Raw genomic sequence first — 12974 nt, 5'->3', positions numbered from 1 at the left:
TATTATCTTTCCAAATCGTCGAAAGCCCGGTGGCCGATGTCGGTGCGGTGGAACAGATTGTCGCAGTCGATGCGGGCCACGTCGGCCAGCGCATTCCTCCGCGCTTCGGCCAGGTCCCTGCCCTTGCCCACCACGAACAGCACGCGGCCTCCGTTGGTGAGAATCCGCCCGCCGTCGGCCCGGGTTCCCATGTGATAAACAGCCCCTTCGACGCGGTCCAGGCCCTTGATTTCGTGTCCTTTTTCGTAGTCGCCCGGATAGCCCTTCGAGGCCAGCACGATGCCCAGCGCGGCGAAATCGTGCCACTCCAGCTGCGTATCGCGTCCCTCGGCCACGGCACAGAAGATGTCGACGATGTCGCTCTTCAGGCGCGGCAGCACCACCTCGGTCTCGGGATCGCCGAAACGGGCGTTGAACTCGATGACCTCGATACCCCGCGCAGTCTTCATCAGTCCGCCGTAGAGCACGCCCTCGAAGGGACACCCCTCGGCGATCATCGCGTCGGCCACGGGCTGCATGATCTTCTCCAGGGCATAGCGTTCGTCCTCCGCCGTCACGAACGGCAGGGGCGAATAGGCGCCCATACCGCCCGTATTGGGACCCTCATCGCCGTCGTAGGCCCGTTTGTGGTCCTGCGCCAGCGCCATCGGCCACACCTTGTGTCCCGAAACGAAGCACATGAACGAAAACTCGGGACCTTCGAGGTAATCCTCGACGACCACCTTGCCCTCGCCGAACTTATCGTCGAGCAACATATCCCGCAACGCCGCTTCGGCCTCGGCCATCGTCCGGGCGATCACCACGCCTTTTCCGGCGGCCAGTCCGTCGTATTTCAGCACTGCGGGCAGAGGACGCCCCTGCACATAGGCCAGCGCCCCGGCATAGTCGTTGAATGCGCGGAATCCGGCTGTCGGGATGGCATATTTAGCCATCAGCCGTTTGGCGAACTCCTTCGACGACTCGATGCGCGCCGCAGCCTTCGTCGGACCGAAGATGCGCAGCCCCGCGGCCCTGAAGCAGTCGACGACACCCGCCGCCAGCGCCACTTCGGGACCCACGACCGTGAGGCCGATGCCCCGCTCCGCGGCAAAGTCACGCAGGCGTTCCACCTCGGTTTCACGAATGGCCACGCACTCGGCCTGCCGGGCGATGCCCGCATTCCCGGGTGCGCAGTAAATTTTTTCAACCTGCGGCGAACGCGACAGCGCGTCGACAATGGCGTGTTCGCGGCCTCCGCCGCCGATAACCAGTACCTTCATAAACAAAATTCCTTTTTATCGCAGAATAAACTCCGCAGATTCCGGCACTTTTTTCCGCAAAAAGTGCCACAAAAACTCTCCGACGATACCTCCGCCTGCCCGGAACGGTCTAACGCTGGCTCCGGGCGACTATTCGCGGGTTTGTAAACAAACCGTCCCCTCCGCTCGCGCTTTTAGCCCGTCCCTTGCCAACGGCTCCGGTATCCGGTCGGATTTCTGTACTACCCCAAAATGGTAACGCCGGTGATACTAATGCTTGAAGTGCCTCTCACCGGTGAATACCATGGCGATACCCTTCTCGTCGGCCTTCCGGATCGAATCCTCGTCGCGGACCGAACCGCCGGGCTGCACGATCGCCGTCACGCCGTATTCGGCGGCCAGCGTCACACAGTCGTCGAAGGGGAAGAAACCGTCCGACGCCAGCACGAGACCCTCGGTGACGCCTGCGGCATGCGCCTGCTTCAGGGCGATCTCCGCCGAGCCGATGCGGTTCATCTGTCCGGCGCCGACGCCCAGCGTCCGGCCGTCCTTCACCGCCACGATGGCGTTCGACTTCACGTGTTTGACGATATGCCAGCCGAAATTGATATCCTCCATCTGCTCCGCAGCGGGCTTCGCCTTCGTGACGCACATATCGGCCGTAACGGCCTTCGTCGCCACGTCGAGGTCCTGCACCAGCAGGCCGCCGTTGACGCTCACATACTGTTTCGGGTCCACGTCGCCCTTGTCCATGCTGACCTCGAGCAGGCGCAGGTTCTTCTTCGCCGAGAGCACTTCGAGCGCCCCCTCGTCGAATTTCGGGGCCATGATGATTTCGAGGAAGATCGGCTTCATCAGCTCGGCCGCTTCGCGCGTCACCGTGCAGTTCGTCGCCACGATGCCGCCAAAGATCGACACCTTGTCGGCCTCGTAGGCCTTCGTCCACGCCTCGACGACATCCTTGCCCGTCGCGGCGCCGCAGGGATTCATGTGTTTGAGGCCCACGCAGAACGGCTTGTCGAACTCGCGCACGATGCACAGCGCGGCGTTGGCGTCCTGGATATTGTTGTACGACAACTCCTTGCCGTTGAGCTGTCTGGCGAATGCCAGCGAATAGGGCACCTCCTTCCCCTCGCGGTAGAATTTGGCCGACTGGTGGGGGTTTTCGCCGTAGCGCAGCGACTGCACGAGGTCGAACTCGAGGAAAAGCTTCTCGTTCAGACCCGCCTGCGCGCGCATATAGGCGGCGATCATCGCGTCGTACTCGGCGGTATGCGTATAGGCTTTGGCCGAGAGCTTCAGGCGCGTGGCCTTTTCGGTATTGCCGCCGGCGCGAATCTCGTCCAGAATCGCGTCATAGTCCGCGGGGTCGCACACCACCGTCACGTCGGCCCAGTTCTTGGCCGCCGAGCGAAGCATCGAAGGTCCGCCGATGTCGATGTTCTCGATAGCGTCCTCCATCTTCACGCCGGGTTTCGAAATCGTCTCCCGGAACGGATAAAGGTTCACACAGACCATGTCGATGAACTCGATATGATTATCCTTCAGGGCTTTCAGGTGCTCCGGATCGTCGCGGCGGGCCAGCAGTCCGCCGTGCACGTTGGGATGCAGGGTCTTCACGCGGCCGTCGCAGATCTCGGGGAATCCCGTCACGTCGCTGATGTTGATTACCTCCACGCCGCTGTCGGCCAGGAGCTTCATCGTACCGCCCGTGGCGATCACCTCCCAGCCCAGAGTCCGCAGCCCTTTGGCAAACTCCACGACACCGGTCTTGTCACTTACACTAATTAATGCGCGCATTATTCGATCAGTTTTTTAATAGTTTCAATGTATAACGGATATTCCACGGCATGAATCATCGCTTCCAGTTCCCCGATGTCATCGCCCTCGTAGGGAAAGGCCCGCTGGGCGATGATGCGTCCGCCGTCCAGCTCGGCGTCGACGTAATGGATCGTCACGCCGAAGACCTTGACGCCGTATTCCAGCGCCTGCTCGATGGCATGCGCCCCGCGGAAGGCCGGCAGCAGCGAGGGGTGGATGTTGATGATCCGCCCGCCGTAGGCCCCCAGCAGCACGTCGCCCACAATGCGCATGTAGCCCGCCAGGCAGACCAGCTCCACGCCCGCGGCATCCAGCCGCGCGACGATCTCCCGCTCGTAGTCGGCCTTCGAGGCATATTGCTTCGGCGCGAAGACGAACGCCCCGACCTCGTGAGCGGCAGCCCTTTCGACCACCTTCGCACCGGGTTTGTCGCAGACCATCAGCACGACTTCGGCATCCAGCACGCCCCGCTCGCAGGCCGTGACGATGGCTTCGAAGTTCGTGCCGCTGCCGCTGGCGAAAACCGCAAGGCGCCGCATCCCTCTATCGGATGACGACACCCTCGGTGTCGGTTACGCGTCCGATGACCGTGGCACGCTCGCCCTGCTCCGTGAGGATGCCGATGGCCTTCTGCGCCTCGGCGGCATCGAGGGCGATGACCATGCCGATGCCCATGTTGAAGATGTTGAACATCTCGCGGTGGGCCACCTTGCCGTACTTTTCGAGGAAGCGGAACACGGGCAGAATCTCCCACGACCCTTCGTCGATCTCAAGCCCCTGCCCCTCGCGGAGGATGCGGGGAATATTTTCGTCGAAACCGCCGCCCGTGATGTGGCTGATGCCGTGCACGTCGCAGTTGCGAACCACCTCCAGCACCTGCTTCACATAGATTTTCGTCGGCGTGAGCAGCACCTCGCCGAGCTGTTTGTTCGACAGTTCGGGATAGGACTCGCGCAGGTTCAGGCAGTTGTCCGCGACGATCTTGCGCACGAGGCTGAAGCCGTTGGAGTGCACGCCGCTCGACGCAACGCCCACCAGCACGTCGCCCGCCCTGACCTTCGAACCGTCGATCAGCTGCGACTTCTCCACAACGCCCACCGTGAATCCGGCGATGTCGTATTCGCCCTCGGCGTACATGCCCGGCATCTCGGCGGTCTCGCCGCCCACCAGCGCACAGCCGGCCTGACGGCAGCCGTCGGCGACACCCGCGACGATGGCCTCGATCTTCTGGGGTTCATTGCGCCCCACGGCCACGTAGTCGAGGAACACCAGCGGTTCGGCGCCCTGCGCCAGCACGTCGTTGACGCACATGGCCACGGCATCAATGCCGATCGTGTCGTGCTTGTCCATCTCGAAGGCCAGCTTGAGTTTGGTTCCCACGCCGTCGGTCCCGCTCACGAGCACCGGTTCCTTCACCTTGAGGGCCGAAAGATCGAACATACCGCCGAAGGCGCCGATGTTGCCCATCACACCCAGACGCGAGGTCGAGGCCACATGCTTTTTGATGCGCCGCACCACTTCGTATCCGGCTTCGAGATTCACGCCGGCCTTTTCATAACTTTGAGCCATAGCAATATATGGTTTAAATAATTTAAATTCCCTGTTTTTATCCCCATTCTCCGGGCCCGTCATTGGGAGGCATCGCCAGATGCCGTGGCAATCCGGGAAAAATGCCGTAACGTCACAACACCGGTTCAGATTGCCGCGTCGGACCTGCGTCCTCCTCGCAATGACCGCTTCGCGTCCGCTAACATTTTACGTCCTTGTTGGCCTCCTCGGGCGACTGGTAGAGCGCCGTGGGATACTGCCCCGTGAAGCAGGCCATGCAAAGTTCCTTGCGGCTGCCCGCCTTCAACAGCGACTCGGGCGAGAGGAACACCAGCGAATCGGCGCCGATCTCCTCGCAGACCCCCGCCGTGTTCTTGCGGGCCGAGATCAGCTCCTCGCGTGTCGAGGTGTCCACGCCGTAGAAGCAGGGATCGGTCATCGGGGGACTGGCGATGCGCACGTGCACTTCGGTGGCTCCCGCCTCCTTGAGCATCGTGACGATGCGCCGCGAGGTCGTGCCGCGCACGATCGAGTCGTCGACCAGCACCACGCGCTTGCCCCTGACAATCGAACGCACGGCCGAAAGTTTCATCCTCACGCCCTTCTCGCGCAGCTCCTGCGAGGGCTGGATGAAGGTGCGGCCGATATACTTGTTCTTGATAAGTCCCATTTCATACGGCAGTCCGCTCGCCTCGGCGTAACCCATCGCGGCGCTGAGGCTCGAATCGGGCACGCCGACCACGATGTCCGCCTCGGCGGGAGCCTCCTTCCAGAGCAGGCGTCCCGACTCCTTGCGGTAGGCGTGGACGTTGCAGCCGTCGATGTCGCTGTCCGGGCGTGCGAAGTAGATGTACTCCATCGAACACATTTCGTGACGCTTGTACATCGAGTAGTCGCGGCTGCGGATGCCCTGCCTGTCAATCGTCACGATCTCGCCCGGCTCGACGTCGCGCACGAACTCCGCGCCCAGCACGTCGAACGCGCACGTTTCGCTCGACACCACCCATCCGTCGCCCAGCTTGCCGATCGACAGCGGACGCAGGCCGTACTTGTCGCGGCAGGCGTAGATGCGGTTGGCCGTCATAATCAGGAAGGCGAAAGCGCCTTCGAGCATGTTCAGCGCGTCGATGATCGAGAAGATGCGCGGCCGGTCGTGGTAGCGCGTCTCCTTCTTGATCAGGTGGGCCAGGATCTCGCTGTCGGAAGTCGACTGAAACAGGCTGCCCTTGTTTTCGAGGTGGCGGCGCAGCAACTCCGAATTGACGATATTGCCGTTATGCGCCAGCGCGAAGTCGCCCGTGTTGTGGCGGAAGAGGAACGGCTGGACATTCTCCATGCCGCCGCCTCCGGCCGTGGTGTAACGCACATGGCCGATGGCCGTGGAACCTTTCAGCGTGGCGAGTTTCGCCTCGTCGAAAACCTCCGTCACCAGCCCTCCGCCCTTGATGCGGCGGAACGTGCCGCTCTCGTCCACCGAGACGATGCCGGCCCCCTCCTGCCCGCGGTGCTGCAAGGCGTGGAGACCGTAATAGGTCAGCGACGCGGCGTTCGGCACTCCGTAGATGCCGAACACCCCGCACTCCTCGTGCAATTCACGGTCGCGGATCACTTCCATCATACTACCCGACGATTTTTTGCAGGCGCGCCAGAATCTCCTCGTAAGCCTCGCGGACCTTGCCCAGGTCGCGGCGGAAACGGTCCTTGTCGAGTTTCTCGTTGGTCGTGGCATCCCACAGACGGCAGGTGTCGGGCGACACCTCGTCGGCCAGCACGATCTCGCCGTCCGACGTCTTGCCGAACTCGATCTTGAAGTCCACCAACTTGATGTTCATCTTCAGGAACAGCTCCTTGAGCACCTCGTTGATCTTGGCCGTCATGGCGTACATCTCGTTCAGCTCCTCGTACGTAGCGGCGCCCAGCGCAACGGCGTGATGGTCGTTGATCAGCGGGTCGCCCAGCTCGTCCTTCTTGTAGCAAATGTCGAAAATGACGTTCGAGGGCTGCGTGCCCTCCTCGATGCCGAGACGCTGGGCCATCGAACCGGCGATGACGTTGCGCACGATCACCTCCAGCGGAATGATCGTCACCCGGCGGCAGACCTGATCGCGGTCGTTGATCGTCTCGATATAGTGGGTCTTCACGCCGGCCTTATGCAGCTCCTTGAAGATCAGGGTCGAAATGGCGTTGTTCAGCACGCCCTTGTTCTCGATCGTAGCTTTCTTGATGTTGTTGAAAGCCGTAGCGGCATCCTTGTAGTGGATGATGATCTTATCGGGATCGTCCGTGCGAAAAACCTGTTTTGCCTTGCCCTCGTAGAGCATTTCGAGCTGTTTCATGTTGTTTGGGTGTTTTTTGATTATTTGATTCGTTGTCTCATTTCATATTGAAGTCCACCACGATCGGACGGTGGTCCGAGGGGTGCCAGAAATTCGAAAGTTTGGCCGGATCGCGGACCGGCTCGGTGTAGGCGTCGGTCACCACGTCGGCATGCGTGATGCGCTCGTAGAGCGGCGGCGTGCAGTAAACGAAGTCGATGCGCGACTTGCCGCCCGTCGTGGTCTTGAACTCCCCGGGATATTTCCCGGCGATCACGTCCACATAAGGCGTGTGCCGGAGAATGTAGTCGTGCACCAGGAAACGCGTGTCGCCCGCCGGATATTTGTAGAACCAGTTGTCGCGCGACGAACGCGCGTTGAAGTCGCCCATCATCATCCAGAACTGCTTTTCGGCGCCCGGAACCGAATGGATCGTATGGTTGCAGATGTATTCCATCTCCATGCGGCGGTATTTGTCGCCGCCGTTCTCGGCACGGCTCGCATCGCGGTCCTTAGCCTGGAAGGCATACCCCTGCGGCCAGGTGTGAAGCGTTACGATGTTGACCGTCTTGCCGTTCTTCTCGATGCGCGCCCAGCCCGCTCCGTGCGTCACCACGCTGTCGGGTTTCGAGCCGACGATACGTTCGACGTTCTCGATCGGGTATTTCGACGTGATCACCTGCGGGTAATTGTCGCGGTGTCCGCCCACATACCAGTATTTGTGGCCGTAACGGGCGGCCAGTTCGCCCCAGTTCCCGACCAGATAACGGTCGGCGACATCCATCTTGTCGGCCGTGCCGGTCTTGTAGATCGACTGCGCCTCGCACCAGACGCAGACGTCCGGATCGTACGCCCTGACCCACTCCACGAACTTGTCGTAGTTGTCGCCCTGCCCGGACCACATTCCGTTCTGAATGTTCCAGTACAGCAGGCGCATGTTGTTTTTCGGGTTCTTCGGGTTTTTCCGGGCATGAACGCAGACCGGAGCGAGCATCGCCGCAAGAAGCAGCACGCCGCAAAATCGGAACAGGGAGGTTTTCATCGGTTATCGTTTTTTTAAGGTTATTGCACTTTGCGGAAATAGGCCACGGCATTGGCGAACAACGACTGCTGCTTGTTGCCGGCGATGTTCTTGAACAGGTTGTTTTCGTAACGCTCCGTGTGGCCCATTTTTCCAAGAATCAACCCGTTCTGCGAGATGATGCCCTCGATGGCGTACGACGATCCGTTGGGGTTCCAGGGAGCCTCTGCCGTGGGGTTCCCTGCGGCATCGGCGTACTGGAAGGCCACCTGCCCGTTGGCGAACAGCTCGCGGGCAAGCTCCTCGCTCACCACGAACTTACCCTCGCCGTGGCTGACGGCAATCGAATGCAGTTCACCCGGACGGAAGCCGCGGAGCCACGGGGAAGCGGTCGTCGCGACGCGCGTCGAGACGATCTGCGAAATATGACGGTTGACGTCGTTGCGGAACAGCGTCGGCGACTCCTTGGTGACCATGCCCAGACGTCCGTAAGGCAAAAGGCCCGACTTGACCAACGCCTGGAAACCGTTGCAGATGCCCAGGATCAGGCCTCCGCGGTCGGTCAAAGCGTGGATTTCGTCGCGAATATCCTTATTGTTCAACACATTGACAATGAATTTGGCGCTTCCGTCGGGTTCGTCGCCCGCCGAGAAGCCGCCTGCGAGCACGAAGATGTGCGCCCGGCGGATATGCTCCTTCATTTCGGCGATCGAGCGCAGAACGTCGTCGCCGGCGATGTTGCACAAGACGCTCGTCCGGACCTCGGCCCCCGCCGCGCGGAACGCCTTGGCGGTGTCGTAGTCGCAGTTCGTGCCGGGGAACACCGGAATATAGACCACCGGGGTCTCGACCGCCTCGCCGGGATAAACGAACGTTTTCGGGGCGGGTGCGGAAGTCATCACCTCCGCCGAGTTCCGGCCCTTGTCGGGGTAAACGGCCGCAAATTTCTCCGTATTGGCCTTGTAAAGCTCTTCGAGCGGCATCTTCACCCCGTTGACCGTCAGCGCCTCCTCGGCGACGGTGAAGCCCAGCAGTTCGGCATGCGGATATTCCAACGTGCCCTCGCACTCGACGAGGATCGAGCCGTAGGCGTATTCATACAATTTCGGCTCGTCGAGGGTGATCTCCGCGCCGACGCCGTTGCCGAAAGCCATCTTGGCAAGGCCCTCTCCGACGCCGCCGAAGCCCACGGACCACGCCGAGAGGATTTTCCCGGACTCGATCCGCCCGCTGACGAACGCAAAGTTCTCCTTCAGCTGCGCCGTGTCGGGCATCCGGTTCTCCAGCGGAGTATGGCGGACGAGGTAAATGCGATGTCCTGCGCCTTTGAGGTCGGTGGAAATGACCTTCGAAGCGTCGACCGTCGTGATGCCGAAGGCCATCAGCATCGGCGGAACGTTGATGTCCTGGAACGTGCCCGACATCGAGTCCTTGCCGCCGATCGAAGGCAGGCCCAGTTCGACCTGCATCTTCAGCGCACCGAGCAGCGCGCCGAGCGGCTTGCCCCACGACTCGGGATTCCGGGTCATACGCTCGAAATACTCCTGATAGGAGTAGCGCATCCTCTCGTAACGCGCACCCGCGGCCACGACCTTCGCCGCAGCTTCCACGACGGCATAGGCCGCGCCGTGGTAGGGACTCCACGAAGCCACGTAGGGGTTGTAGCCGAAGGCCATGATGCTGGCCGTGTCGGTATAGCCGTCCGTGGGGAGTTTCTGCACCGAGACCTGCGTCTCGCTGCGCTGCATGCGGCCGCCGAAGGGCATCAGCACCGTCGAGCGGCCGATCGTCGCGTCGAACATCTCCACGAGGCCCCGCTGCGAGACGACATTGTTATCCTTGAGGTTGTTCGTAAAACGCTCGGCGAGGGTCTCCCCCGCCACTTCACGGGCAAAGGGATCGCGGTTTTCCACCGCGCCGATCCGCGCCTCGGCATAATGCTTCGCCCCGGCGCTGTCGATGAATTCGCGCTTGAGGTCCACGACCTTCCTGTCCCCGTTGAACATCCGCATGCGCGCCGTGTCCGTCACGTCGGCCACGTGCACCGCCTCGATGTTCTCCTCGCGGCAGTATCCCATGAACTCCTCCATGTCCTTCGCCTCGACCACCACCGACATGCGTTCCTGCGATTCGCTGATAGCGAGTTCCGTGGAGTTCAGACCGCTGTACTTGGTCTTCACGCGGTCGAGGTAGATGTCCAGCCCGTCGGCCAGTTCGCCGATGGCGACGCTGACGCCGCCCGCTCCGAAATCGTTCGATTTCTTGACGAGGCGCGTCACCTCCGGACGGCGGAACAGCCTCTCGAGCTTGCGCTCCTCGGGGGCGTTGCCCTTCTGCACCTCGCTGCCGCAGGTTTCGAGCGACTTGGCGTCGTGCTCCTTCGAAGAGCCGGTCGCACCGCCGATGCCGTCGCGGCCCGTGCGGCCGCCGAACATGATGATTTTATCGCCCGGTGCGGGACGCTCGCGGCGGACGTTCGCAGCCTTCACGGCCCCCACCACAGCCCCCACTTCGAGGCGTTTGGCGACATAGTCGTCGTGATAAATCTCGCGGACATGGGTCGTAGCCAGTCCGATCTGATTGCCGTAGCTCGAATAGCCCGCCGCGGCCTTCTTCGAAATGACGCTCTGGGGCAGTTTTCCGGAAAGGGTCTCCGACACAGGCAGGTAAATGTTTCCCGCGCCCGTCACGCGCATCGCCTGATAGACGTAGCTGCGGCCCGACAGCGGGTCGCGGATGGCGCCGCCCAGACAGGTCGAAGCCCCGCCGAAAGGTTCGATCTCGGTCGGATGGTTGTGGGTTTCGTTCTTGAACTGCAACAGCCACTTCTCGGTCCGCCCGTCTACATCGACGTCGATGTAGACCGAGCAGGCGTTGTTCTCCTCCGAGACCTCCAGATCGTCCAACAGGCCTTTCTGCCGGAGGTAGCGCGCGCCGATGGTCGCCATATCCATCAGGCAGAGGCTCTTGTGCTCACGGCCCAGTTCGCGGCGGATACGCAGGTACAGCGCCAGCGAATCTTCGATCTCCTCCTTGACGAACGACTCCTCGACGGTGATGCCCTCCAACTCAGTCGTGAAGGTCGTGTGGCGGCAGTGGTCGCTCCAGTAAGTGTCGAGGATGCGCAGCTCGGTTTCGTAGGGATCGCGCCCCTCCGAACGGAAGTATTTCACCACCTCGCGCAGGTCGTCGGCGTTCATCGCCAGACCCATCGTCTTGCAGTAAGGCTCCAGTTCGGAATCCGCCATCTCCCGGAACCCTTCGAGCACCCCGACGGGCTTCACTTCGGCCTGCTCCATGTCGCTGAGCACCGAGAGGTCCTTCTCACGCGATTCGACGGCGTTGATGTAGTAATGCCGGATCTTCGCCAGCTCCCCGTCGGTCGCCTTGTCATCGAAAACGAGCAGCCTCGACGAGCGGATGTCGACCCGGGCCTCGGGATCGATCAGCCGCACGCAGTCGACGGCCGAAGCGGCGCGCTGGTCGAACTGCCCGGGCAGATACTCCACGGCGATATACTTGCGCCCCGCGAGGTCGAACGTGTCGGTCACCGAGTCGGTCACCACCTCGCCGAAAACCGTATAGCGGCTCTTTTCCAGCAGCTCTTCGCTGAAGCCGAAAAGGTCGTAGACGCAGAGCAGGCGCACCTCGCCCAGCGACAGGTTCAGATTGGTGTTCAGCTCGCGGCGCAGGCTCTCGGCCTCGACCCGGAAGCGGGGTAATTTCTCGACAAAAATGCGGTAATTGGTCGTATTATTCATTTATCTCTGTTTGTATTTCATTCATCGTTCAGCGGCTCAATACGCCGTTATCACGTCCTTCGGCCGTGTACGTAAGCGCCCCCCGGAGGGGACCTGCCTGCGGGACGGCTCGATCGGTTATTTCACAAAACGTCCGGCCCATTCGGCCTCGAACCGTGCGGCATCCATCCCCACGAACGTGATGTGGCCCATCTTGCGCTTGGGACGGCTCTCCGTCTTGCCGTAGAGGTGGACATATACGCCCGGGAGGTTCTCCGCGGCGATTCGCTCCGCGGCTTCGAGATCCTGTCCCAGAATGTTTTTCATCACCGTGGGAGCCACCGGCTGCGGCTCCTGCAAAGGCTCCCCGACCAGATAGCGGACCAGTTCGCGGAACTGGTTCGTGGTCGCGCCTTCGATGGTGTAGTGACCCGAGTTATGCGGGCGCGGGGCCATCTCGTTGAAGTAGATTTCACCGCCCTTGATGAAATACTCGATGGCCAGGATGCCCCGATAGCCGCAATCGCGCATGAAACGCTCGCTCTGGGCCTTCATCCGCGCCAGCACCCCGGAGTCGACTTCGGCAGGTACGATACACAAATCCAGAATCCCGTCGCGGTGGACATTGCGCCCCACGGGAAAACTCACGACCCGCTCGCCGTCCGCCACCATCACGATGCTGGCCTCGGAATCGAACGGCACGAACTCCTCCAGGATGCAGGGAACCGCGAGCAGGGGCAGCGCCCCGGCGATGTCGGCCTCCGTCTTCAGCACCCGCTGCCCGTGGCCGTCGTAGCCCAGCGTGCGGGTTTTCAGCACGGCGGGAAGCCCCAGCCGCCGCACGGCTTCGCGCAGCGACGCTTCGTCGTCCACGGCCTCGAAACCGGGCGTGCGCAGCCCGTGGTCGCGGGCGTTCGACTTCTCGCGCAGGCGGTCCTGCGAATCGTAAAGGGGTTTGTAGCCCTGCGGGATGTTGTATTTCCCGCACAGCGGAATCAGAATATCCCCCGGTACGTTTTCGAATTCATAGGTCACCGCGTCGCTGCGGCGGCACAGTTCCTCGAGCGCCGCGGGATCGTCGTAGGCCGCGACGATATGATCGTCGCAAACGTTGAACGCCGGAGCGTCGGCCGCCGGGTCGAGGCACACGGTGCGCACGCCCAGTTCCCGCGCCTGCTCGGCGATCATCAGCCCCAGCTGGCCGCCACCTATGATACCGATGGTCTTCATTAATCCGGCTTTATGTTGTTTATTCGTCATTCGTTGTTTTACTTTCGACCGTTGTCATTCG

The 12974-nt window shown here is 61.7% G+C and carries 9 protein-coding genes; all 9 read right to left on the bottom strand.

Annotated features, from left to right (window positions below; all coding sequences use genetic code 11):
- Positions 1–2: 2 nt before the first annotated feature.
- The 9 genes from purD to purK all read right to left on the bottom strand — a co-directional run bounded on the left by purD (position 3) and on the right by purK (position 12913).
- The gene (gene purD, locus BHV64_RS00200; protein ID WP_015547965.1) at positions 3–1259 is read right to left on the bottom strand and encodes a phosphoribosylamine--glycine ligase; all 1257 of its coding nucleotides are present in this window, start codon (positions 1257–1259) and stop codon (positions 3–5) included.
- A 249-nt stretch (positions 1260–1508) separates the two neighbouring features.
- Positions 1509–3038, bottom strand: a complete 1530-nt coding sequence (purH, locus tag BHV64_RS00195) for a bifunctional phosphoribosylaminoimidazolecarboxamide formyltransferase/IMP cyclohydrolase (RefSeq protein ID WP_288115431.1) — start codon at positions 3036–3038, stop codon at positions 1509–1511.
- Positions 3038–3598: a phosphoribosylglycinamide formyltransferase gene (gene purN, locus BHV64_RS00190; protein WP_022061308.1), complete on the bottom strand. Its 561-nt coding sequence runs from the start codon at positions 3596–3598 to the stop codon at positions 3038–3040. Before purN ends, purH begins: the two co-directional genes overlap by 1 nt.
- A 4-nt stretch (positions 3599–3602) precedes the next feature.
- Positions 3603–4628 carry a phosphoribosylformylglycinamidine cyclo-ligase gene (gene purM / locus BHV64_RS00185; RefSeq protein WP_015547967.1) on the bottom strand — a complete coding sequence of 342 codons (1026 nt, stop codon included), beginning with the start codon at positions 4626–4628 and terminating at the stop codon, positions 3603–3605.
- Between the two features lie 178 nt (positions 4629–4806).
- A complete protein-coding gene (purF, locus tag BHV64_RS00180; protein ID WP_138265965.1) occupies positions 4807–6225 on the bottom strand; it encodes an amidophosphoribosyltransferase in 1419 nt (472 codons plus the stop codon).
- A 1-nt stretch (position 6226) separates the two neighbouring features.
- Positions 6227–6943 carry a phosphoribosylaminoimidazolesuccinocarboxamide synthase gene (gene purC / locus BHV64_RS00175; protein ID WP_015547969.1) on the bottom strand — a complete coding sequence of 239 codons (717 nt, stop codon included), beginning with the start codon at positions 6941–6943 and terminating at the stop codon, positions 6227–6229.
- 37 nt (positions 6944–6980) lie between these two features.
- Positions 6981–7964, bottom strand: a complete 984-nt coding sequence (locus tag BHV64_RS00170) for an endonuclease/exonuclease/phosphatase family protein (protein WP_118406554.1) — start codon at positions 7962–7964, stop codon at positions 6981–6983.
- 20 nt (positions 7965–7984) lie between these two features.
- On the bottom strand, positions 7985–11704 hold the full coding sequence (locus tag BHV64_RS00165; protein WP_217727250.1) for a phosphoribosylformylglycinamidine synthase: 3720 nt from the start codon (positions 11702–11704) through the stop codon (positions 7985–7987).
- Positions 11705–11821: 117 nt separating this feature from the next.
- Positions 11822–12913, bottom strand: a complete 1092-nt coding sequence (gene purK, locus BHV64_RS00160) for a 5-(carboxyamino)imidazole ribonucleotide synthase (RefSeq protein WP_217727249.1) — start codon at positions 12911–12913, stop codon at positions 11822–11824.
- Positions 12914–12974: the final 61 nt, after the last annotated feature.

The sequence above is a fragment of the Alistipes sp. 56_sp_Nov_56_25 genome (genome assembly GCF_001915285.1).
Lineage (GTDB): Bacteria > Bacteroidota > Bacteroidia > Bacteroidales > Rikenellaceae > Alistipes > Alistipes shahii.
The sequence above is the reverse complement of the archived record's forward strand: the minus strand, read 5'-3'. Positions and strand labels throughout refer to the sequence as shown.

Excerpts from the sequence above, each read along its gene's own strand:
- purD (WP_015547965.1), bottom strand. The coding sequence starts at position 1,259 with ATGAAGGTACTGGTTATCGGCGGCGGAGGCCGCGAACACGCCATTGTC.
- purH (WP_288115431.1), bottom strand. The coding sequence starts at position 3,038 with ATGCGCGCATTAATTAGTGTAAGTGACAAGACCGGTGTCGTGGAGTTT.
- purN (WP_022061308.1), bottom strand. The coding sequence starts at position 3,598 with ATGCGGCGCCTTGCGGTTTTCGCCAGCGGCAGCGGCACGAACTTCGAA.
- purM (WP_015547967.1), bottom strand. The coding sequence starts at position 4,628 with ATGGCTCAAAGTTATGAAAAGGCCGGCGTGAATCTCGAAGCCGGATAC.
- purF (WP_138265965.1), bottom strand. The coding sequence starts at position 6,225 with ATGATGGAAGTGATCCGCGACCGTGAATTGCACGAGGAGTGCGGGGTG.
- purC (WP_015547969.1), bottom strand. The coding sequence starts at position 6,943 with ATGAAACAGCTCGAAATGCTCTACGAGGGCAAGGCAAAACAGGTTTTT.
- BHV64_RS00170 (WP_118406554.1), bottom strand. The coding sequence starts at position 7,964 with ATGAAAACCTCCCTGTTCCGATTTTGCGGCGTGCTGCTTCTTGCGGCG.
- BHV64_RS00165 (WP_217727250.1), bottom strand. The coding sequence starts at position 11,704 with ATGAATAATACGACCAATTACCGCATTTTTGTCGAGAAATTACCCCGC.
- purK (WP_217727249.1), bottom strand. The coding sequence starts at position 12,913 with ATGAAGACCATCGGTATCATAGGTGGCGGCCAGCTGGGGCTGATGATC.